Source organism: Streptomyces sp. GQFP, assembly GCF_021545335.1.
GTDB lineage: Bacteria > Actinomycetota > Actinomycetes > Streptomycetales > Streptomycetaceae > Streptomyces.
This window is the reverse complement of sequence record NZ_CP089312.1, coordinates 5,839,363-5,865,068: the sequence shown is the minus strand read 5'-3', so window position 1 is coordinate 5,865,068 and position 25,706 is coordinate 5,839,363. Positions and strand designations below refer to the sequence as shown.

Annotated in this window: 22 protein-coding genes; 8 read left to right on the top strand and 14 right to left on the bottom strand. The window is 70.3% G+C overall.

Features of this window, described 5'->3' with window-relative positions; all coding sequences use genetic code 11:
* Nucleotides 1-30 precede the first annotated feature (30 nt).
* A complete protein-coding gene (locus LUX31_RS26255) occupies nucleotides 31-2,292 on the bottom strand; it encodes a spherulation-specific family 4 protein (RefSeq protein ID WP_235477599.1) in 2,262 nt (753 codons plus the stop codon).
* A gap of 579 nt (nucleotides 2,293-2,871) precedes the next feature.
* Between LUX31_RS26255 and LUX31_RS26245 the strand changes: the two genes are divergently transcribed.
* Nucleotides 2,872-3,363 (top strand): tautomerase family protein, encoded by a 492-nt coding sequence (locus tag LUX31_RS26245; RefSeq protein WP_235477598.1) that lies wholly within the window; start codon nucleotides 2,872-2,874, stop codon nucleotides 3,361-3,363.
* A gap of 39 nt (nucleotides 3,364-3,402) precedes the next feature.
* On the opposite strand, the gene LUX31_RS26240 is transcribed toward LUX31_RS26245, so the two are convergent.
* Entirely contained in the window at nucleotides 3,403-4,035 is a 633-nt protein-coding gene (locus tag LUX31_RS26240; protein ID WP_235480055.1) for an NADAR family protein, read from the bottom strand.
* Nucleotides 4,036-4,075: 40 nt separating this feature from the next.
* Between LUX31_RS26240 and LUX31_RS26235 the strand changes: the two genes are divergently transcribed.
* On the top strand, nucleotides 4,076-5,203 hold the full coding sequence (locus tag LUX31_RS26235) for an AAA family ATPase (protein ID WP_235477597.1): 1,128 nt from the start codon (nucleotides 4,076-4,078) through the stop codon (nucleotides 5,201-5,203).
* An 11-nt stretch (nucleotides 5,204-5,214) separates the two neighbouring features.
* On the top strand, nucleotides 5,215-5,895 hold the full coding sequence (locus tag LUX31_RS26230; RefSeq protein ID WP_235477596.1) for a DUF4276 family protein: 681 nt from the start codon (nucleotides 5,215-5,217) through the stop codon (nucleotides 5,893-5,895).
* 317 nt (nucleotides 5,896-6,212) lie between these two features.
* Here the strand turns inward: LUX31_RS26230 and LUX31_RS26225 are convergent, their stop codons facing one another.
* Nucleotides 6,213-6,566 (bottom strand): hypothetical protein, encoded by a 354-nt coding sequence (locus LUX31_RS26225; protein ID WP_235477595.1) that lies wholly within the window; start codon nucleotides 6,564-6,566, stop codon nucleotides 6,213-6,215.
* A gap of 134 nt (nucleotides 6,567-6,700) precedes the next feature.
* A complete protein-coding gene (locus LUX31_RS26220) occupies nucleotides 6,701-7,378 on the bottom strand; it encodes a TetR/AcrR family transcriptional regulator (RefSeq protein WP_235477594.1) in 678 nt (225 codons plus the stop codon).
* Between the two features lie 130 nt (nucleotides 7,379-7,508).
* Between LUX31_RS26220 and LUX31_RS26215 the strand changes: the two genes are divergently transcribed.
* On the top strand, nucleotides 7,509-8,672 hold the full coding sequence (locus tag LUX31_RS26215) for an FAD-dependent oxidoreductase (RefSeq protein WP_235477593.1): 1,164 nt from the start codon (nucleotides 7,509-7,511) through the stop codon (nucleotides 8,670-8,672).
* A 35-nt stretch (nucleotides 8,673-8,707) separates the two neighbouring features.
* Here LUX31_RS26215 and LUX31_RS26210 read toward each other — a convergent pair whose 3' ends face one another.
* Complete coding sequence (locus LUX31_RS26210) at nucleotides 8,708-9,556, bottom strand: PIG-L family deacetylase (RefSeq protein WP_235477592.1); 849 nt, start codon at nucleotides 9,554-9,556, stop codon at nucleotides 8,708-8,710.
* A gap of 441 nt (nucleotides 9,557-9,997) precedes the next feature.
* Here LUX31_RS26210 and LUX31_RS26205 point away from each other — a divergent pair, with 441 nt between their 5' ends.
* The gene (locus LUX31_RS26205) at nucleotides 9,998-13,126 is read left to right on the top strand and encodes an ATP-binding protein (RefSeq protein ID WP_235477589.1); all 3,129 of its coding nucleotides are present in this window, start codon (nucleotides 9,998-10,000) and stop codon (nucleotides 13,124-13,126) included.
* Here LUX31_RS26205 and LUX31_RS26200 read toward each other — a convergent pair.
* The 4 genes from LUX31_RS26200 to LUX31_RS26185 form a co-directional block, all read right to left on the bottom strand.
* Nucleotides 13,107-13,901 (bottom strand): ABC transporter permease, encoded by a 795-nt coding sequence (locus LUX31_RS26200; RefSeq protein WP_235477588.1) that lies wholly within the window; start codon nucleotides 13,899-13,901, stop codon nucleotides 13,107-13,109. The two genes, LUX31_RS26205 and LUX31_RS26200, sit on opposite strands and share 20 nt — an antisense overlap.
* Nucleotides 13,898-14,872 (bottom strand): ATP-binding cassette domain-containing protein, encoded by a 975-nt coding sequence (locus tag LUX31_RS26195; protein ID WP_235477587.1) that lies wholly within the window; start codon nucleotides 14,870-14,872, stop codon nucleotides 13,898-13,900. The genes LUX31_RS26200 and LUX31_RS26195 overlap by 4 nt, the downstream gene beginning before the upstream one ends.
* A 222-nt stretch (nucleotides 14,873-15,094) precedes the next feature.
* Entirely contained in the window at nucleotides 15,095-17,476 is a 2,382-nt protein-coding gene (locus tag LUX31_RS26190) for an outer membrane protein assembly factor BamB family protein (protein WP_235477585.1), read from the bottom strand.
* Between the two features lie 232 nt (nucleotides 17,477-17,708).
* Complete coding sequence (locus LUX31_RS26185) at nucleotides 17,709-18,428, bottom strand: VOC family protein (protein ID WP_235477584.1); 720 nt, start codon at nucleotides 18,426-18,428, stop codon at nucleotides 17,709-17,711.
* A gap of 202 nt (nucleotides 18,429-18,630) precedes the next feature.
* Here LUX31_RS26185 and LUX31_RS26180 point away from each other — a divergent pair, with 202 nt between their 5' ends.
* A complete protein-coding gene (locus LUX31_RS26180; protein ID WP_105972865.1) occupies nucleotides 18,631-19,278 on the top strand; it encodes a TetR family transcriptional regulator in 648 nt (215 codons plus the stop codon).
* 132 nt (nucleotides 19,279-19,410) lie between these two features.
* On the opposite strand, the gene LUX31_RS26175 is transcribed toward LUX31_RS26180, so the two are convergent.
* The gene (locus LUX31_RS26175) at nucleotides 19,411-19,899 is read right to left on the bottom strand and encodes a nitroreductase family deazaflavin-dependent oxidoreductase (RefSeq protein WP_235477581.1); all 489 of its coding nucleotides are present in this window, start codon (nucleotides 19,897-19,899) and stop codon (nucleotides 19,411-19,413) included.
* Nucleotides 19,899-21,194 (bottom strand): acyl-CoA dehydrogenase family protein, encoded by a 1,296-nt coding sequence (locus LUX31_RS26170; protein ID WP_235477577.1) that lies wholly within the window; start codon nucleotides 21,192-21,194, stop codon nucleotides 19,899-19,901. Before LUX31_RS26170 ends, LUX31_RS26175 begins: the two co-directional genes overlap by 1 nt.
* Before the next feature lie 142 nt (nucleotides 21,195-21,336).
* Here LUX31_RS26170 and LUX31_RS26165 point away from each other — a divergent pair, with 142 nt between their 5' ends.
* Nucleotides 21,337-22,509, top strand: coding sequence for a thiolase C-terminal domain-containing protein (locus LUX31_RS26165; protein WP_235477576.1), 1,173 nt, complete (start codon nucleotides 21,337-21,339; stop codon nucleotides 22,507-22,509).
* Nucleotides 22,510-22,530: 21 nt separating this feature from the next.
* Here the strand turns inward: LUX31_RS26165 and LUX31_RS26160 are convergent, their stop codons facing one another.
* Entirely contained in the window at nucleotides 22,531-23,730 is a 1,200-nt protein-coding gene (locus tag LUX31_RS26160) for an esterase-like activity of phytase family protein (RefSeq protein WP_235477564.1), read from the bottom strand.
* A 90-nt stretch (nucleotides 23,731-23,820) separates the two neighbouring features.
* On the bottom strand, nucleotides 23,821-24,345 hold the full coding sequence (locus LUX31_RS26155) for a cysteine hydrolase family protein (protein WP_235477561.1): 525 nt from the start codon (nucleotides 24,343-24,345) through the stop codon (nucleotides 23,821-23,823).
* Between the two features lie 128 nt (nucleotides 24,346-24,473).
* On the opposite strand from LUX31_RS26155, the gene LUX31_RS26150 reads away from it, so the two are divergent.
* Nucleotides 24,474-25,046: a TetR/AcrR family transcriptional regulator gene (locus LUX31_RS26150; RefSeq protein ID WP_235477559.1), complete on the top strand. Its 573-nt coding sequence runs from the start codon at nucleotides 24,474-24,476 to the stop codon at nucleotides 25,044-25,046.
* Between the two features lie 122 nt (nucleotides 25,047-25,168).
* Here LUX31_RS26150 and LUX31_RS26145 read toward each other — a convergent pair whose 3' ends face one another.
* Complete coding sequence (locus LUX31_RS26145; RefSeq protein ID WP_235480054.1) at nucleotides 25,169-25,579, bottom strand: Fur family transcriptional regulator; 411 nt, start codon at nucleotides 25,577-25,579, stop codon at nucleotides 25,169-25,171.
* Nucleotides 25,580-25,706: the final 127 nt, after the last annotated feature.

Genomic DNA, 25,706 nt, shown 5'->3' with positions numbered 1-25,706 from the left:
TCCGCGTCGACGCCGGTGGGTCAGGTCAGCTCACTTGGCTGTGTAGATGTTGGTCAGGGCGCTGTAGCCCTCGCCCTGGAAGCTGACGTAGTCGGACGAGCCGGCGATGTCGGCCGCGTTGACCGTCCAGGAGTAGGTGTAGCCGTTGACGGTCGGTGGCGTGTAGGCGATCGGGCTCCACGACCACTCCCCGACCTGGGTGCCGGCGTACGACAGCAGAGTCGAGTTCTCGATGACCCAGTGGCCGCAGAACGGGTCGCCCGGCGTGGTGATCCACCAGCAGGTCACACCGCTGCCGGACGGGCTGACGAAGAGACGGTGGAAGGAGTACGGGGCGAGGAAGTCCGCCGAGTAGGTGACCGAACCGCCCGAGTGGGTGACCTTGGGGTTGATGATGGTCTTTCCGCCGGGCAGGGACAGGGTCGTCGCCGTGACGGAGTTGGATGTCGCGGAGACCGCGCCGTAGTAGTTCTGGGCGACCACGTCCAGCGTGTAGGTGTTGCCGCCGGGGTCGAGGCCGCCGATCGTCGTCGTGTGGAAGTTGCCCGGCAGCGAGGCCACGGTCTCACCGTTGAGGCGGACGAAGTACCGGGCGATCTGGGTGGACGACTTCTGCCAGGCGAGGGAGACCGAGGTGTAGTCGACCTTGCTCACGGTCAGGTTGGTGGCGGGTTGCATCGGGGGACCCTGGGTGTCCGAGAAGGGAGCCACCGGCGCGACGACCGGGGAGCCGCCGGAGACCGCGTTCTGGTGAGCGGCCCAGTAGTCCCCGGACGGCAGTGTGTCGTAGGGGTTGGGCAGTACGTCGTCGGTGATCTGGAGATAGCCCGCGCCGCGATCCTTGGCCGTGGCCGCCACTCGGGTGACCTCGGAGGCCGGCACGCCGTAGATGATGTGCCAGATCTTCGACGAGTTCTGCGGCGTCCAGTCCAACTCCTTGTAGTTCAGCGCGGAGTTGGCGTTGTTGCCGTAGTAGGCCGCGTAGTCGCTCTCGTACGTCATGAGGACGTCGGCGGTGTCCTCGTAGCACTGCGGCACGACCGTGCCCGGGTTGAGGACCGTCATCGCCCCGGGGTGCCGGGTCTTCGCGTACCGGTTGAGCTCCTCGTAGTAGTTCGCGTAGTCGTTGTCGACCCCACACACGTTGTAGCCCTCGTCGAAGAAGATCCCGCCGATCGAGTCGCCGTAGAGCCTGTACCAGGTGTCGACGTCCTGCTCGATCTGCGCGATCCAGTCGTCCATGTCGTCCGAACCGAGCCGGGTCGTCGTGCCCGTCAGGCCCAGATAGCCGGTGGGTACGTAGCCCAGGACCTTCTTGCCCGACGCGCGGCCCCGGTCGATGACGCCGGCCCAGGTGCTGTTGCGTTTCGAGTCGGGCCCGTTGAGGACGTTCGCGACCAGCACGCCCACCTTGTCCGAGCGTGCGCCGATCAGCCGGTCCCATGCCGCCGGGTCGGCCCCGGGGTGGATGTACGACGCGATCGCGCCGATCTGGCTGTCCTCGACACTCCAGTGCCTGATCTCCTCGGAGAGAAGATCCTCCAGCTCGATCATGGCGTCCGAGGTGTCGCTCGCGGCGCCGCCGAACGCGGACCCGAAGCGGCTGGCGAGCCACGGCACCTTCTCCCCCAGCCAGATGCCGAGCTTTCTGAAGGCGGGGGGAAGGTATTCCTTGGCGAACCCGACGAAATACCTCTCCCAGAGATATCCCAGGGCCATTCCGACGAACGCGCCGATGATCATGTCGCGAATCGACGCGGGGCTGCCCAGATCCGAAGGAGGGAGCGCATGCGTGATGAGGGCCGTCATAAAGCCTGCCACGGCACCGCCCGCGGGAGTGCAGACCAGCGGGATGACCGCGACGCCCGCTCCGCTGACCGTCAGACCCGCGATGCAGACGATCCTGAACCCGAGCCCCGCCAGACCGCCGGCGACCAACGCGCCGAACTTCTCCCACCACCCGGTGGTCGCCTGTATCTCCGAGCCCGGGACGACGATCTCCATGCCGGCGCCGTCGTCGGTCAGTTCCAGCGTGCCGTCGAAGTCCACCCAGTACGAGTCGTCGTACCCGCTCGCGCTCGCCGGGTTGTCGATCATCGCCTGCCGGAACGAGGCGCTCAGAGAGCCGGCCTCGTCGATCTCCTCCTGCATCTCGGGCACGGCCTGCCGCATGACCTCGGGGTCGACGCCGAGCTCCGCGGCGGTGATCCCGAGCGTGAAGTCCTCACTGTCCGCCGCCTGCACGGGCGTGGCGGTGACGCCCACGCCCGTGACCAACGCCAAGGACAGCACTACGACGAGCGTGCGACCCCAGCGGAGAAATCCGCCGATTCCATATTTTCTTCGCACCGACTTGCCTCCCTTTCGAAAAAAGCGCGCAATTCAATGAACGGCCGACCAACGGAAAATGAACCATTCCCGCCCTTTTGTCATTACATTAAACAGGCCAACAAAAGAAGAAGTCAACGAAATCCGAGCCCATCCAATATCAGGCCCCTTTTCTCTTTTCCGCGAACACGGGGGCAATAAAAAGCCGGAAGGGCAATGGAGTCTGCCCTTCCGGCGCTTGTCCAGGTGCCGGCGGTGCCGTAGGCCGTGGTCATGCCGCCGACGGCCTGGAGTCCGCGGTCGGCGGTCGCGGCCGTTCTGGGCACGCGCTGCCCGTGCAAGCCAGCTGTCGGTGGACAGCCGTTTGCCGTCGGTGATATTAACGATGCGCCGACGCCGGTCCGATGCGTCTTCCCGCCGCTCCAGGACGCCCTTCCGGCTCAGCTCACCGACCATGAGGCTGACGGTGGTCGGGGCGCGAGCGCGAGCGACTGGAGTTCCTCGGGCACCCGGATCCGCTTCGCGCGCCCGACCGTGCGAGGCATGAGCAGCAGCAACGCTCTGATCGCCTCGTCGACTCCCGGCTCGGGTCCGTCCCGGCCTGTCCTGGTAGCGAGCCATACGAACGGAGCTGTGATGCCGCACTTCGAGGTACGGATCCACGAAGAGGAACTCGACGGAAAGGTCGAGCCGAAACTCGTCCTCGCCCTCACGGAGGCGCTGGTCAAGGTGTACGGGGAGCGAGCACGCCCCATGGCGGTCGTCGAACTGTTCGGCATCCCGCGCGACCGCTGGGGCATCGGCGGCGTACCCGCCACGGTGAACGCACCGATCGTCTCGCTGAACCTGCGTGAAGCGGCGTTGAACCTGCCGGGGATCGACAACGCTCCCTCGCGGCTGATCGCGTCTGTCACAGATGCCGTGGTCGAGGTCTTCGGCGAATCCGTCCGACAGCAGGTGACCGTGTACGTCGTCGGCGTGCCCGCGGGCCGCTCCGGCGTCGGCGGCGAGGTCGATCCGCCCCCGGTCGGCTGAGCGGACGGGGCGCCACAAGCGCGGGCGGTCTCGCGGGTGTCACCCGGCGGGCGACCGCTGCGCGACGAGTTCGGACCGGGTCAACTCCAGCGGTCGGCCCATCCAGTTCCGTCCGCGATGGTCCGAGGCGTCTCGCCAGAAGGGGGAGTCCGACGAGCCGGTGTAGCTGATGGTGGCGTCGCCGGTGGAGACGAGGATCTCGGCGAGTTCGGCGTGCTGGGTGGACTTCGCCCTGAGCAGGCCGGTCATGACGGCGAGCCGCACACGGGACCAATCCGCCCGCCTCGGCGCCCGTCCTCCCAGGTCATGCGCTTCCCGGGCCGTGGGGGCATCCGCTGTCCGCCTTCGATCGGAGGCATCGGCCGCAGACAGGGACCAGTACCCGTGGAGCACCGAGGAATAGGTCTCACCGGCGAATTCGACGGACACCGGGAACTCGTTGCGGCGCGATGATGTTCGGTCGGACTGAGCTGATACCCGCCGAACAGCCTCCCAGCAACGTTCCCCGGCGGTTGGACGACCGCTCAACTCATCGATGAGATCAGCGACTTCCCCGAGAAACCCTTCAGGAGTCAGCGGTTCACCACGCCGGGAGAGCCACTTGGAGGGTTCAGCGGCGACCGGCGAGACTTCGGGCTTGGTCGGCGAGAGCGTTCCGGATGTCGGCAGCATCGTCAGTGTCCGACCCCGATAGGTCGATACATTGATGCCCATGTCACGCAGGGTTCGACGCATCACCGTCAGCGGCTACAAGTCGATCGACCAGGTCGAGCTGGCCCTGAGCCCGGTCACCGTGCTCGTCGGCCCCAACGGCGCGGGCAAAACCAACTTCATCGAGGCCGTCGAACTGCTCGGACGCATCGCCGATGGCGAGCTGGGCTTGGAGGTCGGGCTGCGTGGCGGAGCCGTGGCCCTGCTGCACGACGTGGCCAAGGGATCCGCAGGGATCGGGCTGCGCGTGGAGGCCGACAACAGCGATGCCGTGAACACCTACAAGGCCACGCTGGTTCCCTCGCACCGGGGAGAACTGGTCTTCGGCCGGGAGGCGGTGGAGTTCCACGACAAGGCGCGCGATGAGCAGCCGCTGAAGCAGGAGATCGGCCGGGGCCACCGCGAGTCGAAACTCGCCGAGGTCGCGGAAGACGGACCGGTCGGAGCCGGCGGCGTGGCCCGTCACACGCTCGAGATACTGCGGGGCTGCCGCGTCTATCACTTCCATGACACGACCCCGGGTGCCCCGGTGAAGCAGCCGGGCTACGCCTCCGACACGGAGGTCCTGCACCCGGACGCACGCAACCTCGCCGCGTTCCTGCGACGCATGGGCGAGGAGCATCCGGCGGAGTACCAGCAGATCGTGCGCACGGTCCGGTCTGTCGCACCCTTCTTCCGCGACTTCCTCCTCACCGAGGACGCGGCCGCACGGGTGCCACTCCGGTGGAGGCAGGTCGGGTCCGACACGGTCTTTCCCGCCGACGCGCTGTCCGACGGCACCCTGCGCTTCATCTGTCTGGCCGTGCTCCTGCTCCAGCCACAACCGCCGGCACTGCTCGTGCTCGACGAACCCGAGCTGGGCCTGCACCCCTTCGCGATCACCGTTCTGGCCGAGCTGTTCCGGTCGGCCTCCACCCACAGCCAGATTCTCGCCGCCACCCAGTCCGTCACCCTGGTCGACCAGTTCGGGCTCGACGAACTCGTCGTCGCCGAGCGCGTGGACGGTTCGACGCGACTGCATCGGCCCGACCCCGAGGCACTGGCGGCCTGGCTCGACAGCTACTCGCTCGGTGATCTGTGGCTGAAGAACCTGCTGGGTGGTCGTCCCCGGCCCGAGCGGGAACGGTGAGGTCGGGGCGAATGCGTCAGGTTCACGTGCTGGTGGAAGGCGCGACGGAGGAGCGCCTGGTGCAGCAGGTCCTCCAGCCGGAACTGTTCGAGCGGGATGTCTGGGTCACGCCGGTCGTGCTCAAGACCCGGCGGGCCGCGGGCCGGCCGCACGACAAAGGCGGGGTGAGCAGGTGGCCCAGGATCGAGCACGACATCCGGGCGCTGCTGCGGAATTCGGCCGTCGACACGGTGACCACGATGCTCGACCTGTACGGGCTGCCCTCCGACACACCCGGGCTCTCCGACGCCCCGGCCGGTGACGCGTACGCCCGTGTCAGTCATGTCGAGGAGGCGATGGCACGAATCGTCGATGACCCGCGATTCCTGCCGTTCCTCGCCCTCCATGAGACGGAGGCCTGGGTACTCGCCGCCGCGAACGAGCTTGCCGAGCTGATCGAGTCGCCCAGGGTGGCCGACGTACTGCTGTCCCATGTCACTGCGGCGGGCGGCCCCGAACTGGTCAACAACGGTCCCGACACGGCGCCGTCGAAGCGGATCCTGAGGGCCCACCCCGCCTATCGCAAGGTCGTGGACGGCCCGGACGCGATCGAGCTCCTCGGCCTGGACGCCTTGCGCGCCACCTGTCCTCACCTCGACACCTGGCTGAAACGCCTGGACTCCGGCCCCGCCAGCCGGGCCCGCCCCACCTGACTCTTTTTCCCCCCGGCACACACAGCCTGGCGGAAGTTCACGAGGCCGATGGCGGGAAGGGCGTTGCCAAAGAGTCAGCCGAACCAGCCCACCTGTACGACCACGATCCGCTAACCACGGATATCCGTCAGGTACGTGAGCATGAGCAGCCCCTGCTCTCGGTCCGCACGCCGGGCCCCGGACCGGTGTAGGCCGCCCCCTCCAGAAAGACCATGGACTCGCGTACGGCAACCTCGTTGGCCAGCCGATCCGTCTCGGCTCGTGCCGCCTCCGGGAGGCCGTCCAGCAAGTCGCCCTGGAACAGCTCCCAGTGCCAGTCAGCTACCGGCGACCTCACGGTGAGCCGCCTGCACGATCTCGCCGGCCTCCTGGATCGCCCGCTCCCGTACGTCAGGGTCAGCGCTGCTGATCGCCTGCTCGGCGGCGTGCAGCCTGCGCGCCATCTCCGGGTGTCTCTCGATCTCCACGACGACACCCCACTGCCGGTAGAACATACGGATCGGTACGACGCTGTCCTCGTCGCCCGCGCGCACGAATGCCTTCTGCAGGTCCTCGAAGAACTCGGGCAGCCGGGACGGAGCGACGGTGGCCACCGCCTGCCGCAGGTCGGGCAGCGTCAGCTCGGGCCGGGGGATGAGCGGGCCGTCCCCGTCCGCGTACGGCATGGTCATCGGCCGCCCCTTCCACTCGTCGAGGCGCGTTCCGGCACGTGCCCACGCTAACGCCATTCCCGTCACTTCTCGGCTCCGATGAGCGGAACCGCATCACACGGGGTGCCGACGAGCCCCCACCGCCTAGACCAAGTTCACGACCGCGCAGTGATCCCCGCCAGGATCAGATCGATCCCCGCCACGAACTCCTCCCGGTCGTCGTGATCGCGTAGCTGCTCCGCGACGTTCCGGGTGAACGCGTACTCCTCGGAGTCCAGGTTCGCCCAGGCCGCCGAGACCCCCGCCAGGAACTCCTCGCGGGTCGTGCCCGGCTGGTGGTCGCGGGCGTTGGCCGCGTTCTGGCCGCCCACGCCGAGGACGTAGTTCAGCAGCGTGGACGCGGCCGTGAACTGGGCCGCGTGGGGCACCCCGAGCGCCTCGACCTGGCGTCCGAGGTGCTCGAAGACCCGCAGCAGCGGTGTCTGCGCGGGGGCGCGGGCGAGTTGCGTGCCGATCCACGGGTGGGCGTCGATCGCGTCGAACACGCCGAGCGCGAGGGCACGTACCGCCTCCTGCGGGGTCGCGCCGGCGGTGACGACGGCGGTCATGGTGTCGGTGACGACCGCGTCGGTGGCGGCCCCCAGCAACTCGTCCCTGCCCGTGACGTGCCAGTAGATCGCACCCGGCCCCGTGGAAAGCCGCCGGGCCAGTGCGCGGAACGTCAGTCCACCCTCGCCCTCCGCGTCGAGAAGCTCGATCGCCGCCTCGACGATGCGCTCCCGGGAGAGCGGCTCCCTTCGTCGCTCCGAACGACGTGCTCCGCTTTCAGCCATGCGTTCATCCTGACATACCCCCTGGAACGGCGTTCCAGCTTGACATCTCTGGAACGGCGTTCCAGGCTGGTGTCAATCCATGGAACGCCGTTCCATGGATTCCGCGCCCACCCCGCCACCAGGAGTCACCATGACCACCACGACCCCCACCCACATCCCCACCCCCACCCCCACCCCCCACGCCACGATCATCGGCGCCGGACTCGGCGGCCTGACCCTCGCCCGGGTCCTCCACGTCAACGGCATACCGGCCACCGTCTACGAGGCCGAGGCATCCCCGACCGCCCGCACCCAAGGCGGGCTGCTCGACATCCACGAGCACGACGGGCAGCTCGCCCTCAAGGCCGCCGGGCTGTTCGACGGGTTCCGCGGGCTCATCCTGGAGGGCCGTCAGGCCTCACGGATCCTCGGCCGGGACGGAACCGTCCTGTTCGAGGACGCCGACGACGGTACGGGTGGCCGCCCCGAGGTGCAGCGCGGCGAGCTGCGGCAACTGCTGCTCGACTCGCTCCCGGCCGGCACCGTCCGGTGGGGGCACAAGGTCAGCGGTGCCCAGACCCTGTCCGACGGCCGCCACGAGGTGACCTTCGCCGACGGGACCACCCTCGACACCGGCCTGCTCGTCGGCGCGGACGGCGCCTGGTCCCGGGTCCGGCCGCTGCTCTCCGACGCGGCACCCTCGTACCTCGGGATGTCGTACGTCGAGACCTACCTGTTCGACGCCGACACCCGGCACCCCGCCGGCGCGAAGGCGGTCGGCAGCGGATCGCTGTTCGCACCCGTGCCGGGGCAGGGGATCGGGGCTCACCGCGAGCGCGGCGGGACCATCCACGCGTACGCGATGCTCTCCAGGCCGCAGGAGTGGTTCGCCGGGATCGACTTCACCGACCCCGCCGCCGCGCGGACTCGGATCGCACAGGAGTTCGACGACTGGGCGCCGGAGCTCACCGCGCTGATCACCGACGGCGAGACCGCGCCGGTCTGGCGCCCCCTCAACGTCCTGCCCGTCGGACACCGCTGGGACCGGGTGCCGGGTGTGACTCTGCTCGGCGACGCCGCCCACGTCTCGATCCCGGCCGGCGAGGGCGCCAACATGGCCATGTACGACGGCGCCGAACTCGGCAGGCTCATCGCCGCCCACCCCGACGACATCGAGACCGCCCTCGCCGAGTACGAGCAGGCCATGTTCCCCCGCAGCGCCGAAGCCGCCACCGAAGGCGTCCGAATCCACGAGGTGCTCTACGGCGACAACGCCCCCCACAGCCTGGTCGGCATGTTCAACGGACACGCGTAGCCGCACATCAGCGCGCCCAGGGCCTGTCCGGCCGATCAGCGCAGTCCGGCGAAGAGATCGTTCTCGGGTATCGCCGTACCGGTGGCGTCCTGGACACGTACGAAGGTCTCCACGCCCATCAACTCGCCGAACCTCTCCTTGCCCATCCTGAGGAAGAAGATGTTCTCGCCCTGGCTGGCGTGCACGGCCAGCGCGTCGAACTTCTGACCGCTGAACGCGACGGTGTCCACCCACGTGGTGATCTCGTCGTCGGGAAGGCCGATCTCGGCCATCGCGGCGGCCTCGGCGGGGTCCGGCTCCGGCATGTCCTCGTCGAACTCGCGCATGACCTCGCCGAACCGCTGCATCAGCGAGCGGGGCATCGTCGTCCAGTACACCTTCGGCGTCAGCGGGGTCTTCTCCAGTGCGGTCATCTCCAGCGCCGCCATCGTGATGCGGTGGGCCTGGATGTGGTCGGGGTGGCCGTAGAAGCCGTTCTCGTCGTAGGTGACGACCACATCGGGTCGGTAGTGCCGCATGAGTTCCGCGAGTCGGGCCGCGCCTTCCTCCACGGGCGTCTGCCAGAAGGATCCGGGGGCGTCGTTGCTCGGCCAGCCCACCATCCCGGAGTCGGCATAGCCCAGCAGCTCCAGATCGCTGATCTTCAGGACGTCACAGCTCGCCTCGAGTTCTTGCTGGCGCATCAAGGCGATCGCCGCCGGATCGTGCCCGGGGTCACCCGGCTTGACGCCGCCCGGTCCGTCGCCGCAACCGCCGTCGGTACACGTCACGAGAACCGTGCGGATGCCTTCCGCCGCGTACCGCGCGAGGACCCCTCCGGTTCCGGTGGCCTCGTCGTCGGGGTGGGCGTGCACTGCCATGAGCGTCAAGGGCCGGTCAGTCATGAAAACAGTCCTCCTGCAGAAGTACGTCCGTCGCGGTGCGAGGAGCGCGGCGGGCGTACCGCGATCCCGGGGGCCGGATCCGGGTGGGGCGGACGACCTTACGGTCTCCGCGCCCCGCCCCTGCGGCGCCGGCCCCTCGGTCGGTGCAACCGCGTCGACCGGACCGCCTGTTCCCGGCGGGGCCACGGACTCGGGCGAGGGCGGCGCCCAGCAGGGGGAAGAAGGCGACGACGAACCGGGCCGGGCCGCACGGAACGCAGGCCGACGAACCGAACCGGGCCGGGCCGGGCCGGCCCGGTTCGGCCCGGTTCGGCCCGGTTCGGGCCGCATGCAACGCGGGCCGACGAGCCGGGCCGCACGGAACGCGACTGCCGCCCCCGCAACGGGAGTTCGGCCCTCAGCAGGAGTCCCCGCACCCACCCCCTTGGCTAATCTGCAGGGATGACCATCGCCCTGACCCTCCTCCCGCGCGTCGCCCATCGCGGGCAGGAGGTCACCGCACCTCGGCTGCGCGCCCTGCTCGCCCTCCTCGCGGGCGACCCGCGCACCGGCTGCAGCACCGAGCGGCTGGTCGCGGGGCTGTGGCCGGACGAGTTGCCGGAGCGGCCCGGCAAGGCGCTCCAGGTGCTCGTGTCCCGGGCGCGGGCCCAGCTCGGCGCCGACCTCCTCGCCAGCACGCCGACCGGATACCGGCTCGCCCTCCCCGAGGATCAGGTCGACAGTTCCGCCCTGCTCCTGCACGCCGCCGCCAGTGCTGACCGGGCCCGGGCCGGGGATCACGCCGGGTCGCTGGCCGCCGCCGAGGCCGGGCTCGCGCTCTGGGAGGGCACCCCCGATCCCGATGGCGGGGACGACGACCCCGTGGCCGCCCTGCGCGCCGAGCGCGCCCCCGTCCACCGCGCCCTCGTCCGCGCCCGGGCCCTCGCGCTCGGCCGGCTCGGGCGGCACTCGGAGGCCGCCGGGCCGCTGGCCGCCGTAGCCACCGGGCATCCGCACGACGAGGAGGTGCTCGCCGAGTTGCTGCGCGGCGAGGCCGCGACGGCCGGGCCGTCCGCCGCGCTGACCCGGTACGAGGCGTACCGGCGCGAGCTGCGCGACACGCTCGGTACGGATCCGGGAGCCCAACTCAAGTCCGTACAGCGGGAGTTGCTGAACGGCGAGGCGCCCGTGGTCCGGCACGGGGTGCCGCACGAACCCAATCCGCTGCTCGGGCGGGACGACGACATCGCCGAGGTGGAGCGGCTGCTGCGCGACTCGCGTGCCGTCACCGTCGCCGGGCCCGGTGGCCTCGGCAAGACCCGGCTCGCGCACGCCGTCAGCCGCCGGGCCGAGCACCGGGTCGTCCACTTCGTGGCACTCGCCGGTGTCTCCATCGACGAGGAAGTAGGCGCGGAAGTGGCCTCCGCGCTCGGCGCGGGCGAGAAGCGGCCCGGTGCCATGGGCGGCCACGACCCGGTGCCCGGCATCCTCGGCGTGCTCGGCCCCGGGCCCGCCCTGCTCGTCCTCGACAACTGCGAGCAGGTCGTCGCCGGTGCCGCGAGCCTCGTACACGCCCTGGTCTCGTCCTCCCGGGAGCTGCGCGTGCTCGTCACCAGCCGCGCGCCCCTCGGGCTGACGTCCGAGGCCGTGTACGCACTGCCCGAACTCCAACTCGCCACCTCCGTCGAGCTGTTCACCCAGCGGGCGCGGGCCGCCCGGCCCGGTGTGGAGCTGCCGCCGGACGCGGTGGCCGGGCTCTGCCGGCACCTCGACGGGCTGCCGCTCGCCGTGGAACTGGCCGCCGCGCGCGTACGGGTGCTGTCGGTGCCGGAGATAGCCCGCCGCCTCGGCGACCGGTTCGCGCTGTTGAGGGGCGGGGCCAGGGACGCGCCGGAGCGCCACCGCACCCTGCACGCGGTCGTGGACTGGAGCTGGAACCTCCTCGACGAGGAGGCCAGGGCGGCGCTTCGCACCCTGTCCGTCTTTCCCGGCGGCTTCTCCGGCGAGGCGGCCGAGCACGTCCTCGGCGACGACGCACTGCCGCTGCTGGAGCAACTGGCCGGTCAGTCGCTGCTCACCGTCGCCGAGACCCCGGCCGGTGTGCGCTTCCGCATGCTGGAGACCGTACGGGAGTTCAGCGCGGCCCGGCGCGCGGAGGCGGGCGAGGACGCGACCGCCGTCGGCCAATTCCTCGTCTGGGCGCGGGACTTCGGGGTCACGTACCACGACTGGTTCTTCGGCTCGGGGCCCCTGACCGCATGGGAGCGGGTCAGGGCCGAGCAGGACAACCTCGTGGCGGCCCTGCGGCACGCCCTGGCCCGTACGGACGGCGCCGCCATCGCCGCCCTCACCGCGGTCCTCGCTGCCCTGTGGTCCACCGGCTCCAACTACCCCCGCCTCACCGCCCTCGCCGCGGACACCGGCCCGCCGCTGTCGCACTACCGCCCCGAGCCCGAGTACGTCGAAGTCGCCCGCGCCGCAGCCGTGTTGTGCACGGCGAGCCTGTTCATGGGCTACGGCCCACGCGCCGAACGCCACCTCGTCACCCTCCGGCGGCTGCCCCCGGCCCCGCCGGACACCCTGGTGCGCGCCATCGCGATCGTGCTGGGCGCGGTCCCCGACATGCGGCCTCCGGACTACGACGTGCTGCGCAGACTCTGCGCCAGCGAGCAGCCGCTGCTGGCCGGCATCGCCGAGTGCGTCGCCACGTACGTCTGGGAGTCGGAGCACGACATCGACCGCGCGCTCGCCTCGGCCCGCCGGATCATCGCCGCGCTGGCACCGGCCGACAATCCGTTCCTGCAGGTCCTGGGCCATGCCCGGCTGGGCGAGCTGTGCCTGAAGACGGAGCAGGGCGAGGCCGCGTACGAGCATCTCAAGGCGGCACTCGACGTACTGCCTCGGCTCGGCGACGAGCAGGACTCCATCGGCGTCCGCAGCGGCCTCGTCCTCGCCTGTCTGCAGCGCGGCGACCCCGACGAGGCCGAGTACTGGCTGCGGCTGACGGAGGGTCACCAGCCCTCGCAGCAGGACGACTTGCACAGTCCCGGCCTCGGCGGGCGCGCCGAGATCGCGCTCTCCCGTGGGCTGACGGAGGTCGGGCTCGGCCTGTGGCGCAGTGCCGTGGAGGGGATGGCGGAGGCCGGTCCGATGTACGACGGCGATCCCTTCCTCGACCGGTGGGTGCTGCAGATCCAGTCGGCGGCGGTGACGGCGCACGCGCACGTCGGCCGGCTCGAACCCGTCGCGGAACTGGTCCACCGGCTGCGACAGGGCTTGCGGACACTGCTCTCCGGCCCGTCCCCCGCGCCCATGGAACTGCCCCTGTACGGAACGGTGTTGCACGCCCTCGGCATGGCGGATCTGGCGTACGGCGACCCCGCCGCCGTACGGATGATCGCGCTGGCCGAACGCCTTGGGGTGCTGCGCGACTACCAGCCGACGATGTCGGCGGACCGGGCCCGGCGGGCGGCCGAGAACGCCGACGGGGCGGCGTACGCCGACGCGGTGTCGGAGTACGCCGCCCTGGGGCGGGACGGGTTGCGGGAGGCTGCCCGCGCTGTCATGACGGTTACTTCGGGTCGCGGTTGAACTGTGCCGTCGACCAGCGGTAGCCGAGGACGGACAGGCCGACGCACCAGGCGATCGCGAGCCAGCCGTTGTTGCCGATCTCGGTGCCGAGGAGCAGACCGCGCAGGGTCTCGATGGCGGGCGTGAAGGGCTGGTACTCGGCGATCGGCTGGAACCAGCCCGGCATGGTGTCGGCCGGGATGAAGGCGCTGGAGATGAGCGGGAGCAGGATCAGCGGCATCGCCATGTTGCTGGCCGCCTCGGGGTTCGGGCTGGCCATGCCCATGCCGACCGCGATCCAGGTGAGGGCGAGGGAGAACAGGGCGAGCAGTCCGAGCGCCGCCAGCCACTCCAGGGCCGTCGCGTCCGTGGAGCGGAACCCCATGGCCACGGCGACGGCACTGACCAGGACCAGGCTGGCCATGATCTGCAGCACGCTGCCCACGACGTGCCCGACGAGCAGGGAGCCCCGGTAGATGGCCATCGTGCGGAAGCGGGCGATGAGGCCCTGGGTCATGTCCATGGAGACGGCGATCGCGGCCCCGATCACGGTGGAGCCGATGGTCATCATCAGCAGGCCCGGGACGATGTAGGCGATGTAGTCGGAGCGGTCGGCGCCGCTGCCGCCGATGCCCGCGCTCATCACGTCGCCGAAGACGTAGACGAAGAGCAGGAGCAGCATGATCGGCGTGAGCAGCAGGTTCAGGGTCATCGACGGGTAGCGGAGGGCGTGCAGCAGGTTGCGGCGCAGCATCGTGTTCGAGTCGCGCACGGCGAGGGCGAGGGCACTACTCATCGGACGTCCTCCTTGTTGGAGTGGGCGGGGGTGCTGGTGGGACCGGTCAGGGCGAAGAACACGTCGTCCAGGTCCGGGGTGTGCACGGTCAGTTCGTCCGCCTCGACCCCGGCGGTGTCGAGCCAGTCGAGGATGGAGCGCAGTTCGCGCTGGCTGCCGTCGCTGGGGATCTGGAGGGCGAGTGCCTCGTCGTCCCGGGTGACTTCGCGCAGGGCGGCTGCGGCCGAGCGGTAGGCGTCGGGGTCGGTGAAGCGGAGGCGGACGTGGCCGCCGGGGATGAGCCGCTTCAGCTCCTCGGCGGTGCCCTCGGCGGCGATCTTGCCGTCGTTCAACACCGCGATGCGGTCGGCGAGTTCGTCGGCTTCTTCGAGGTACTGGGTGGTGAGGAAGACGGTGACGCCGTCGGCGACGAGCCCGCGGATGATCTGCCACATGTTGTGGCGGGAGCGGGGGTCGAGGCCGGTGGTGGGTTCGTCGAGGAAGATGATCCGGGGGTTGCCGACGAGGGTCATGGCGAGGTCGAGGCGGCGTTTCATGCCGCCGGAGTAGGTGGAGGCGGGCTTGGTCGCGGCTTCCGTCAGATCGAACCGCTCCAGCAGCTCGGCGGCGGCCTTCCGCCCTTCCTGCTTGGGCAGGTGGTGGAGGTCGGCCATGAGGAGCATGTTCTCCTCGCCGGTGATCAGGCCGTCGACGGCGGAGAACTGGCCGGTGACGCCGATCGCGGCGCGGACCGCGTGGGGGTGGGTGGCGAGGTCGTGGCCGCCGACGTGCAGGTCGCCTGCGTCGGCGGTGATAAGGGTGGAGAGGATCTTGACGGCGGTGGTCTTGCCTGCGCCGTTCGGGCCGAGCAGGGAGAAGACGGTACCGGCGGGCACCGACAGGTCGATGCCGTCGAGGACGGTCTTGTCCCCGTAGGCCTTGCGCAGCCCCTGGGCCGCGATGGCGGGTGAGTGCGATGTCGTCGAGGTCATGCCGAGGAGATTGCGGCAGGGCGCATTCAGCTCGGTTTCACCGTGGTTTCAGCGTCCCATCCTCGGGGGCTCCGCCCCCGAACCCCCTTGTCCTCAAACGCCGGACGGGCTGACAAACCAGCCCGTCCGGCGTTTGAGGACGAGGCCGTTCAGGCCGAAAGGGGGGCTGGGGGCGCAGCCCCCAGGGATGGGTATGGGTAGGGGCGGCGGGGGCGAGGAAAGTCAGCCCGTCCGCGCCGTCCCCGTGCCCTTCTCCGCGTCCAGGGCGTACACGCACCGGTCCTTGCTGCACGCGTACACCACGCCGTCCTTCACCACCGGCGCCCCGGTGATCTCACCGCCGGTCGCCAGCTTCCACCTCAACCGGCCGTCGTCCGCCTTCAGGGTGTACAGGAGATGGTCCGTCGAGCCGAAGTGGATACGGCCCTCCGCGACCGCCGGCGCGCCGACGATGTCCCCGCCCGCCTGGAAGCGCCACTTGGGGGTGCCGGTGACCGCGTCCAGCGTGTACAGGCCCTTTCCGCTGCCCACGTGGACATGGCCCGCCGCCACCAGCACCGGCTCGATCGACGCCCGCGACTCCGTCGCGATCCGCCACCTGTCCCGCCCGTCCGTCGCGTCGAGGGCGTACACCGTGCCGAGGTAGTCGGCGAGGTACACGCCGCCGCCCGTGACCGCCGGGCCCGGGGCGAAGGTCGGCGGGGAGAGGAACACCGCCGGGGCCTCGAAGTGCCAGCGGACATGGCCACCGGAGACGTCGATCGCCAGGACCCGGGTGCCCGCGGAGACGTACACCTGGCCGTCGGGGCCCGCGGCCAGCCGTACCGGGACTCCCCCGCAGGAGGTGGCGTCGCCGATCGGGTAGGACCAGCGCTCGTCACCCGTACGGGCCTCCAGGGCGCGCAGCCGGCCTTCCATCCACACGAACACCGTGCCCTCGTGGACCTGGGGTCCGGCCTCCGGGGACTCGAAGTCCGTCTGGGCGCCGGTGTGCTCCCACAGCTTCTGGCCGGTCGCCGCGTCCCAGCCCTGGACGCCGCCACCGCGCGTACCGGTGACGACCGTGCCTCGGTCGGCCTTGAGGGAGTACACCCAGGCGTCCGTGGACAACCGCCACAGGTCCATGCCCTCGCGGGCGTCGAGAGCGAACAGGGTCGGGCCGTCGGAGGCGTGGATACGGCCGTCCGCGACCGCCATCGACCAGGCGACGTCCCGCGTCTTGAAGCGCCGGCGGCCCGTCATCACGTCCAGGGCGTGCACCTCGAAGGAGGTGACGTAGACCAGGTCGCCCGCGACGGCCGGGGTGCCCCAGACGTCGTTCGACATACGGAACCGCCAGGGGCGCCAGCCCGCCGGGGACTCCGGGGGCAGCGGCGGCGCGGCCGGCACGGGGTTCGGGTCGGCGCCGTTGACCCCGGGACGCGGGCGCGACCAGGAGGCGACCAGACCTGCCTCCGGCGGTGGCGCCTGTACGGCGGCGGCGCGCACGTCGGAGACGCGCGGACCGGGGCCGATGGGCACGGGGGCGCCTGCGAGGCGTACGGGGCCGGTGTCCGGCGCTCCGGTGGGTACGGGGGCCGGCATCGGGCCGGGTACGAGGCCCGGGCCGGGGCGGGGATCGAAGGGCGGCGGGTCGTGGGACGGCGGCGGCGGGATCGCCGGCCTGCCGCCGCTGCGGCCACCGGACGCCTGCGGCTTCGCGGCCGGGCGTCCGCCGCGGCGCGTCTCGATGAGGGTCACCGCCCGCTCGGGCAGCCACGCGGACGCCGTACCGCTGTCGTCGGAGCCGGAGCCGTAGAGGTGGGGGGCCAGCTGGGCCTGGAGGTCGGCCGGGTTGGGGCGGCCCGTGGCCTCCATCTGCATACAGGACTCGATGAGGGGCCGCAGTTCGTCCGGCAGGCCTTCGAGGTCCGGGCCCTCCCGGAGCAGCATGAAGACCGTCTCGACCGGGTTGGCGCCATGGAAGGGGGCGTGGCCGGTGGCCGCGAAGACCAGCATCGAGCCGAGCGAGAACACGTCGCTCGCGCCGGTCACGCTCCGCGAGTCCTTCGCCTGCTCGGGGGACATGTAAGCGGGCGTACCGACGGCGACGTTCGTCATCGTCAAACGCGTGTTCGACACACCGGAGGCGATACCGAAGTCGATGACCCGGGGGCCGTCCTCCACCACCAGCACGTTGGACGGCTTGAGGTCCCGGTGGACGAGCCCGGCGCCGTGGATGGACTGCAGCGCCTCCGCGACCCCCGCCGCGAGCCAGCGCACCGCCTGGGCCGGCATCGGCCCGCACTCGTTCACTATCTCCTCGAGGGAGGGCGCGGGGACGTACGCGGTGGCCAGCCAGGGCACGGCGGCCCGCGGATCGGCGTCGACGACGGCGGCCGTGTAGAAGCCGGAGACGGCCCGCGCCGCCTCCACCTCACGCGTGAAGCGGACCCGGAACAGCTGGTCCTCGGCCAGTTCCGTACGGACCGTCTTGATCGCCACGCGCCGCCCGGAGGCCGAGCGCGCGAGATAGACCAGCCCCATGCCGCCGGCACCCAGCCGTCCCAGCACCTCGAACGGCCCGATCCGCCGCGGATCGTGCTGCGTCAGCTGATCCACCACTTGCCTGCCACCTCCCCGTACGAGCCGCGTCACCTACATATGTACGCGACCCCGTGCAGCGTCTCACCACCGCCACCGCCTTGGCGGCACGCACCCCGATTCTTCCTGGCCGGGGCACAGGTTGCGAACTCGGGTCCGAAACGGGGTGTCTCCACCTAAGATGGTGCAAAACATGCCCTCACGGGGGCGCTCCCGAACCGGCTCACGCCCTCCCGTACCCGCTCCCAGCGGCTCATTTCCGGAGCAGTGCGAACGACGCTCCCTGATTGTCCGTGACGACCGCCACATTCCCGTACGAAGTGTCGAAGGGCGTCGACTGGACGCGACCGCCGAGCCGGTTCACCGTCCCGAGGGCCTCTTCCATGTCCTCGACGGCGAAATGGACGAGGAAATGCGGCGGCATCTCGGCCGGGAACACCTCCGACACGGCGGCCCGGCCGAAGTCGGGGGCCGCGTCCGGGCCGAAGAGGGCCTCGTGGAAGAGGTTGCCGTAGAAGGTGTTCACGACGTCGGTGTCCCGGGCGTACAGCTCGGCCCAGGCGAAGGTGCGGGGCTCATGGCTACGGCCGAATCCGGGGTGCGTACCGGCCTGCCAGAGGCCGAAGACGGCACCGTCGGGGTCGGTGACCAGTGCCGTCGCGCCCAGGTCCCCCACGGGAACCGGCGCGGTGATCACCTGTCCGCCGGCCGCGCGGATCCGGGCGACGAGGGCATGGGCGTCCGGGGTGGCGAAGTACACCGTCCAGACGGTGGGCATACGGCCGTCCGTCTTGTGGGCGAGGGCGGCGACGGGCTCGCCGTCGCACAGGGCCTGCACCAGACCGTCCTTCTCCTCGAAGGTCCACCCGAAAAGCTCACCGTAGAAACGCTTGCCCGCCTCGACGTCGGGCAGCTGGGCGTCCACCCAGCAGGGGACGCCCTCTGTGCGGGCGGATGCCCTGTTTTCGGCCATACAGTCAAGTTAACGGTCCTTCACGCATCCCGCAGGGCAGCAACAGGAGCAGCACGGCAGCAGCAAAGGATCAGGCGCCGGACCAGGCACAGCCGCCTCTCACCAGCCCTCCCACCGCCCTCTCAGCGCTCACAGATCACCATTGCACCCCATTTGCAGTCGGCCGAATCGCGCTCCGATCACCCCTCGGTAAGCTGACGGCATGACAGGACAAGTGCGTACCGTCGACGGCCGTGTGGCCGGCCGGCGTGGGCAGGCGACCCGGCAGAAGCTGCTCGACTGCCTCAGCGAGATGCTCAGCTCCTCCCCTTACCGGGACGTCAAAGTCATCGATGTCGCCCGGAAGGCGGGGACTTCGCCCGCGACCTTCTACCAGTACTTCCCGGACGTCGAAGGCGCCGTCCTGGAGATCGCCGAGCAAATGGCCACGGAGGGCGCCGGGTTGACCGAGCTGCTCGCCGGGCGGTCATGGGTCGGCAAGGCCGGCTGGCAGACCGCCCAGGAACTCGTCGACGGGTTCCTGGAGTTCTGGCGCAGGAACGACGCGATCCTCCGGGTCGTCGATCTGGGCGCCGCCGAGGGCGACAAGCGGTTCTACAAGATCCGCATGAAGATCCTCAACTCCGTGAACAACTCCCTTACGGACACGGTCACCGAGCTACAGGCCAAGGGCAAGGTCGACAAGGACGTCAACCCCGCCGCGATGGCCGGCTCCCTCGTCGCGATGCTCGCGGCGGTGGCCTCGCACCAGAGAGGCTTCCAGACCTGGGGTGTGAAACAGGCCGAACTGAAGCCGAACCTGGCCCTGTTGGTCCACCTGGGCGTGACCGGCAAGAAGCCGACGAAATAGCCGACGCGTCCCCTTACTCCAGGTTCCGCAGGCCCTGCCGGGCCCAAGTCCTGTCACGCAGGCGGTGGTTCACTCCGGTTCCGGCCGGTGGGCCACCGCCTGTCGCGCATCTCCGGTCGTGGGTACGGGTGTTCAGCGCCGTACGATCCTGAAGATCCGTATCTCCCGCTCGACCCGCGCCTGATAGGTCGCGTACGGCGGCCAGAACGCGAGCAGTGCCTTCCAGGCGGCGGCCCGTTCCTCTCCGGCCAGCAGTTGGGCCGTGACCGGGATGTCCTCTCCTTTCCAGCTGACCTCGGCGTCGGGGTGGGCGAGGAGGTTGGCGGTCCAGGCGGGGTGGCCTGTGCGGCCGAAGTTGGAGCCGATGAGCAGCCAGCTGTCGCCTCCGTCGCCTTCCGGCATGCAGGCGAGCGGGGTGCGTCGTGGCAGCCCGCTCTTCGCCCCGCGCACGGTGAGCACGACGCCGGGCAGCAGCTGCGCGCTGAGCAGCACCTTGCCCCGGGTGAGGCGGTGAACGGCTCGGTCCAGGGCGGGGACGACGTGTGGGGCGATCCGGGCGAAGGCGGGGGCTGAGGAGACCCTCTGGACCGCCTTCACGACCCTCGCGGCTCGCACTGGCATCAGACGGTCACCTCTCCTGCGTCGGACTCGTCGAAGAGCCGAGCCGCCTCGGCCGCGTGTGCGCGGAGCCGGTGCACCGGGCCGAACAGCAGCTCGTCGCCTGCGGCGCGCTTGAAGTACAGCTGGGCTTCGTGTTCCCAGGTGAAGCCGATGCCGCCGTGGAGTTGGATGCCTTCGGCGGCGGCGGTGCGGAGGGATTCGATTGCCTGGGCGAGGGCGAGTCCGCCGACTCGGTCAGTGTTCTGGGCCGATGCCCAGGCTGCGTAGTAGGCGGCTGAGCGGGCTGCCTGGACCTGGACGTAGACGTCGGCCAGGCGGTGCTTGAGGGCTTGGAAGGAGCCGATCGGCCTTCCGAACTGCTCGCGGGTTAGGGCGTGTTCGACCGTCAGTTCCAGGATGCGGGTGGCTGCGCCGGCTGCCTCGGCGGCCAGGACGGTGGCGGCTATGTCTCCGACTCGGGGCAAGTGCTGTGCTGGGTGGGTAGTTGCCTGTCCGCGGGGCGGTGGGGGCTGGTCGCGCAGTTCCCCGCGCCCCTGAAGGGGCGCGTCTGCGGGGGCGCTCGGAGAGCCGGGGACGTCGGCCTCCTCCCCCAGCAACTCTGCTGCTACGTCCCGTAGTTCGAGGCGCCCTCGCGGCCTGGTGGGGTCCAGGGAGGTCTGGCGGGTGCGGACCAGGCCGGGGGTGTCACCCGGGACCAGGAAGAGGAGCGTGCGGGAGCGGGCGTAGCCGCCTGTGTGGGCCGGGATCAGGAGGAGGTCGGCGCTGTGGGCGTCCAGGACCTGGGTTACCTGGCCGAACAGGCGCCAGCCGTCCGCCCGTTGGGTCGCCTGCACGCCCCCTGCGCGCCCTCCGCCCGCCCAGTCCCGGCGAGGCTCGCCAGTGAGGGAGAGGACGGTGGCGAGGGCCGTGCCGGGGACGGCGAGAGTCGCGGTGAGGGCGCCGGAGGCGATGCGTGGGAGGAGGTCGGCGCGTTGGGTCTCGGTGCCCAGGGCTGTGATGAGGGGGGCTGACAGTACGGCGGTCGCGAGGAGAGGGGATGGGGCCAGGCAGCGGCCCAATTCCTCCGCCGCGAGGGCGAGTTCCGTCGTCGTACTGCCGTCGATGCCGCCGTACCTCTCGGGGAGCCCGAGAGCGGGCAGGCCCAAGTCCTCGGCCAGGGCGGTCCAGAGGGTGGGGTCGTGGCCGGCCGGGGTGTCGACGGCGGACCGTACGTCACCGGGTGAGCAGCGCTTGCGGAGCAGCTCGCGGAGGGCGCGGCGGATGTGGTCCTGCTCGGGGGTGAAACGGGCGTCCATGACCAGTCCCCCTGGGTTCGTTCTCCCGCTTGCTTCCTTTTGTCTGACGGTCCGTCATATTAGAGCGGACGCCCTCTGCCGCACAGAGCCAGAGCTGATATACCGTCAGATTCATGGTGAGTCGACGACAGATGGGCAGACGGTGAGCCGGAAGGTCGCGATCGTCGGGGTGGCCCTGTCGGACTGCGGCCGGGTGGACGACGTAACCCCTTACGCACTGCACGCGCAGGCGGCACGGCGGGCGCTGGCGGACTCGGGGCTCGGCCGGGAGGTGGTGGACGGTTTCGCGTCCGCAGGGCTCGGCACGCTGGCGCCCGCCGAGGTCGCCGAATACCTTGGCCTGCGCCCCACTTGGGTCGATTCCACCTCCGTCGGCGGTTCGACCTGGGAGGTCATGGCGGCACACGCGGTGGACGCGATCGCCGCCGGCCACGCCAACGCCGTGCTGCTGGTGTACGGGTCGACGGCCCGCGCAGATGTGAAAGCCGGCCTACGGACGGGGAACCTCTCCTTCGGTGCGCGCGGGCCCCTGCAGTTCGAGGTCCCCTACGGCCACACGCTCATCGCCAAGTACGCGATGGCCGCCCGCCGCCATATGCACCAATACGGCACGACCATCGAGCAGTTGGCGTCGGTCGCGGTCCAGGCGAGGGCCAACGCGGCGCTGAACCCGGAGGCGATGTTCCGGACACCGATCACGGTCGACGAGGTGCTCGACGGCCCGATGATCGCGGACCCCTTCACCAAGCTCCACTGCTGTCTGCGCTCCGACGGGGGCGCGGCGGTGCTGCTGGTGGCGGAGGAGTATGTGCGGGACTGCCGTACGCGGCCCGTGTGGGTCCTCGGGACGGGCGAGCACGTCTCGCACGTCAGCATGTCGGAGTGGGCCGACTTCACGGTGTCCCCGGCGGCGGTGAGCGGGCGGATCGCCTTCGAGCGGGCGGGAGTTCGGCCGGAGGAGATGGACTTCGCGGAGATCTATGACGCGTTCACCTATATGACGTTGGTGGCGCTGGAGGATCTCGGGTTCTGCGGGAAGGGCGAGGGCGGCCCGTTCGTGGAGGCCGCGAAGGGGCGGCTGAAGGTGGCGGGCGGTGAGCTGCCGGTCAACACGGACGGGGGCGGGCTGTCGGCCCAACACCCGGGAATGCGGGGGCTGTTCCTGCTGGTGGAAGCCGTAGGGCAGCTACGGGGTGACGTGGGCGAGGCGCGGCAAGTACGTGCCGGGGACGGGCAGTTGCCGCGCCTCGCGGTGGCGTCCGGGACGGGCGGATGGTTCTGCTCGTCGGGGACGGTGGTGCTGGGAGCCGACTGACGGCTCAGCGTCGGCCGTCTGTCAGACGAACGCGCGCCAGTCCGCGTGCAGTCGGTCGGAGAGGCGGATGGTGATGAACTCGTTGTTGTCCGCCTTGCCCGCCGTACGGCCGGACGAGAAGGGGAAGTTGTTGTCGTTCAGGACGGCGAGGGTGCGGTCGTCGAGCAGGACGACGTCCTCGATCGTCTGGAACGGGAAGGTGAAGGTCTCGTCGAAGCCGCCGAGCTTCTTCGGGTTCGCGATGTTCATCAGGTCGGCGACGAGCGTCTTGTCCATCAGGCCGTCGCCGTTCCGGTCCCGGTTGTCGGCGAGGTAGATGCGCTTGAACTTGGCGGTGGCGCCTTGGCCGCCGTCCCGCTCGATGATCAGGAAGCGGTGCTTGTCGACGGCGATGGCGTCGCCGATCGCGTTGGCCGGCGATTCGAGGCGGTAGGTCCAGTGCGTGCCGGTGTACTTCCGCTTCCGCAGATCGAACTCGTTGAGGCGCAGGTCACCGGGGGTGTCACCGGTGACGGTGCCTTCGAGGAGCGGGTAGAGGTGCCGTCCGTCGACGGACCGGACCATGCCCTCGAAGCCCTTGCTGCCGCCGAGGGTGGGCGTCTCGCCGTTCAGGTAAGGGTTCTCGGGGGCCTTGACGCCCGCCAGCGACACGGGCTCGTCGAGCAGCCGCCCCTTCTTGTCGAAGTGCAGCAGGAACGGCCCGAATTCATCGCCCAGCCAGTACGTGCCGTCGTACGCCTTCACGATCGACTCGACGTCGAAGTCGGCGCCGGTGAGGATCCGGTCGGCGCGGGTGAGGGCGAACGGGACGCGGTGGTACGGGTCGCTGAGGTTGAAGCCGCCGAGGACGGTGACCTTCCCGGTGCGGGTGTCCGGCTTGACGTGGTGGACGCGCAGCAGGAAGTCGGCGCTGTTCGCCTTTCCGCCGTAGCCGTTGTCGGACAGCACGTCGTACGTGCCGTCGTGCCGGTTGACGATGCCGCTGAAGCCCTGGACGGGCTGGCCTGCGAAGGGGGCAGCGATGCCGTTGAACGGGCCCGCGCCGATGGCGGACCCGGACGGCTCGCTGTTCGGGACGAAGGTCTCGGCGGGGAGGGAGGCGAAGCCGGTGAGGGTGGCCTGGCCGTACGTCGTGGGCGTTCTCTCGCCCTCGGCGGAGGCGGGCGCCGCGAGCCCCGCGGTCAGCGCGGCGGCGCTGAGCATGATCAGAAGTCTTCTCATGGCCCGCACGGTAGGGACACCTGATGACGCGCGGCCCAACGGCAAGCGACGTTCCGGCCAGTCACACCACTCACGCTACGACGGTCACGGTCACGGACGCAGTTCGGGAATCTCGGCAGCCGACAGGACATCGGCGACGCGCCACAGCCCGACCCAGCTCTTCGGGGCGACCGACTCGTCGAGCAGCAGGGCGTTGACCTGCGGGTCGGGGTCGTCGCAGGCGTCGGCGACGACGGTGACCTTGAGACCGGTGTCGACCGCCCACCTGGTCGTGGACAGCACGGTCCCGGAGGTGGCGACCCCCGCGACGACGATCCGCCCGACCCCGGCGGCCTCCAGCCGCTCCCGGAGATCGGTGCTGGCGAAGGCGCTGAAACCGGTCTTGGTCAGCACGGTCTCGCCCTCGGCGGGGGCCAGGAGCGGGTGGACCTGTTCCTGCATGCCCTGCGGGACGACATGGAAGACGGGCAGTCCGGCCGTACGGGCGGCGGCGAGGGCGTTTGCGGCACGGTCGGCGACGGAGGGGTCGTGACTGAAGTTGTCGACGATGTACGTGACGTAGTCGAGGGCGAGGAACGCGGTGCCGGGGGTGCCGGGGGTGGTGGGGGTGGCCACGGGGTTCTCCTTGTTGGCGGGAGCGGGGCTAAAATCGGAGAGCACGCCCCGGTTAGCTGCCCACACCGTACCGGAGACATCGCCCCGCTTAAAGGGCGTACAGAATTCACGACGAGGGAGACCCGTAGATGCCGCCAGAGAACCGGCCCCTGCGCGCCGACGCCCGCCGCAACCGGGACCGGCTGCTGGAGGTGGCGCGGGAAGCGTTCGCCGCCGACGGACTCTCGGTCTCACTGGACGAGATCGCGCGCCGGGCGGGCGTGGGGCCGGGCACGCTGTACCGCCACTTCCCGACCAAGGAGGGCCTGTTCGAGGCGGTGGTCCACGAGCGGCTCGACCCGCTCCTCAGCGAGGCTCACGCCCTGCGCGACGCGGACGACCCGGGCGCGGCACTGTTCACGGTCCTGGACCGGCTGGTGACGGACGCGGTGACGAAGGCGGATCTGATCGACGCCATCGCCCACGCGGGCGCCGAGGTCCAGGCAACGGTCGACGCGACCTCCGCCGACCTCCACCGCACACTCGGCCACCTGCTGACCCGAGCCCAGTCCGCCGGCACGATCCGCACCGACATCACCATCACAGACCTGATGGCCCTCGTATCGGGCATCCTGCTGGCCCTACGCCACAGGGCGAACGCGGGCGCGAACCCGAGACTGGCACTGGCGGTGCTGTGCGACGGATTGAGGGCGGGGGCGTAACCGGGCCTGGCGACGGTGGCCAGGGTTGACCAGCGCCCCGATGGGGCCGCAGGCCCCCATAGGGGCGCGGGGAACTGCGCGACCAGCCACAACGGCGCCGCGCCCGGCCTCAAACAGAAGCCCTACGAACAGGCCCCGCACAGCCCCCGATACGTCACCTCGACCTGGGACACCGTAAAGCCGAAGCGTTCCTCCGCCGGAAGGTCCGCCAGCGGGTTCCCAGTCGGGTGGACGTCCCGGATCATCCCGCAGTTGGAGCAGATCAGGTGCTGATGAGGATGGTGCGCGTTCGGGTCATACCGCTTCGCCCGCCCATCCGTGGCCACCTCTATGACCTCCCCCAGGGACACCAGCTCACCCAGGGTGTTGTAGACGGTCGCCCGAGAAATCTCGGGCAACCGCTGAGCCGCACGCGCGTGCACCTCGTCAGCCGTCAGATGGACGTGCTCGCCGTCGAGGACCTCCGCAACGACACGCCGCTGGGAAGTCATCCGCCAGCCGCGTCCACGCAGTCGCTCCAGCAGGTCGCTCATATCGTTCACCTATTCAGGTTCGGTGGAATACACGGATTTTACCAGTGGACGTCCGGGTTCCGATAGGATATGGATTTGTCACACTTCTTGACTTGGACCTTGTCCATTGTAGGATCGCTTACGGCGA

What these genes read in the sequence shown, in the direction of transcription:
- LUX31_RS26195 (WP_235477587.1), bottom strand. Translation starts at nt 14,872, where the DNA reads ATGACCTCGACGACATCGCACTCACCCGCCATCGCGGCCCAGGGGCTG.
- LUX31_RS26225 (WP_235477595.1), bottom strand. Translation starts at nt 6,566, where the DNA reads ATGACCATGCCGTACGCGGACGGGGACGGCCCGCTCATCCCCCGGCCC.
- LUX31_RS26160 (WP_235477564.1), bottom strand. Translation starts at nt 23,730, where the DNA reads ATGAGAAGACTTCTGATCATGCTCAGCGCCGCCGCGCTGACCGCGGGG.
- LUX31_RS26185 (WP_235477584.1), bottom strand. Translation starts at nt 18,428, where the DNA reads ATGGCCGAAAACAGGGCATCCGCCCGCACAGAGGGCGTCCCCTGCTGG.
- LUX31_RS26245 (WP_235477598.1), top strand. Translation starts at nt 2,872, where the DNA reads ATGAGCAGCAGCAACGCTCTGATCGCCTCGTCGACTCCCGGCTCGGGT.
- LUX31_RS26200 (WP_235477588.1), bottom strand. Translation starts at nt 13,901, where the DNA reads ATGAGTAGTGCCCTCGCCCTCGCCGTGCGCGACTCGAACACGATGCTG.
- LUX31_RS26215 (WP_235477593.1), top strand. Translation starts at nt 7,509, where the DNA reads ATGACCACCACGACCCCCACCCACATCCCCACCCCCACCCCCACCCCC.
- LUX31_RS26170 (WP_235477577.1), bottom strand. Translation starts at nt 21,194, where the DNA reads ATGGACGCCCGTTTCACCCCCGAGCAGGACCACATCCGCCGCGCCCTC.
- LUX31_RS26235 (WP_235477597.1), top strand. Translation starts at nt 4,076, where the DNA reads ATGTCACGCAGGGTTCGACGCATCACCGTCAGCGGCTACAAGTCGATC.
- LUX31_RS26240 (WP_235480055.1), bottom strand. Translation starts at nt 4,035, where the DNA reads ATGCTGCCGACATCCGGAACGCTCTCGCCGACCAAGCCCGAAGTCTCG.
- LUX31_RS26205 (WP_235477589.1), top strand. Translation starts at nt 9,998, where the DNA reads ATGACCATCGCCCTGACCCTCCTCCCGCGCGTCGCCCATCGCGGGCAG.
- LUX31_RS26145 (WP_235480054.1), bottom strand. Translation starts at nt 25,579, where the DNA reads ATGAGCGACCTGCTGGAGCGACTGCGTGGACGCGGCTGGCGGATGACT.
- LUX31_RS26175 (WP_235477581.1), bottom strand. Translation starts at nt 19,899, where the DNA reads ATGCCAGTGCGAGCCGCGAGGGTCGTGAAGGCGGTCCAGAGGGTCTCC.
- LUX31_RS26150 (WP_235477559.1), top strand. Translation starts at nt 24,474, where the DNA reads ATGCCGCCAGAGAACCGGCCCCTGCGCGCCGACGCCCGCCGCAACCGG.
- LUX31_RS26180 (WP_105972865.1), top strand. Translation starts at nt 18,631, where the DNA reads ATGACAGGACAAGTGCGTACCGTCGACGGCCGTGTGGCCGGCCGGCGT.
- LUX31_RS26230 (WP_235477596.1), top strand. Translation starts at nt 5,215, where the DNA reads ATGCGTCAGGTTCACGTGCTGGTGGAAGGCGCGACGGAGGAGCGCCTG.
- LUX31_RS26210 (WP_235477592.1), bottom strand. Translation starts at nt 9,556, where the DNA reads ATGACTGACCGGCCCTTGACGCTCATGGCAGTGCACGCCCACCCCGAC.
- LUX31_RS26220 (WP_235477594.1), bottom strand. Translation starts at nt 7,378, where the DNA reads ATGGCTGAAAGCGGAGCACGTCGTTCGGAGCGACGAAGGGAGCCGCTC.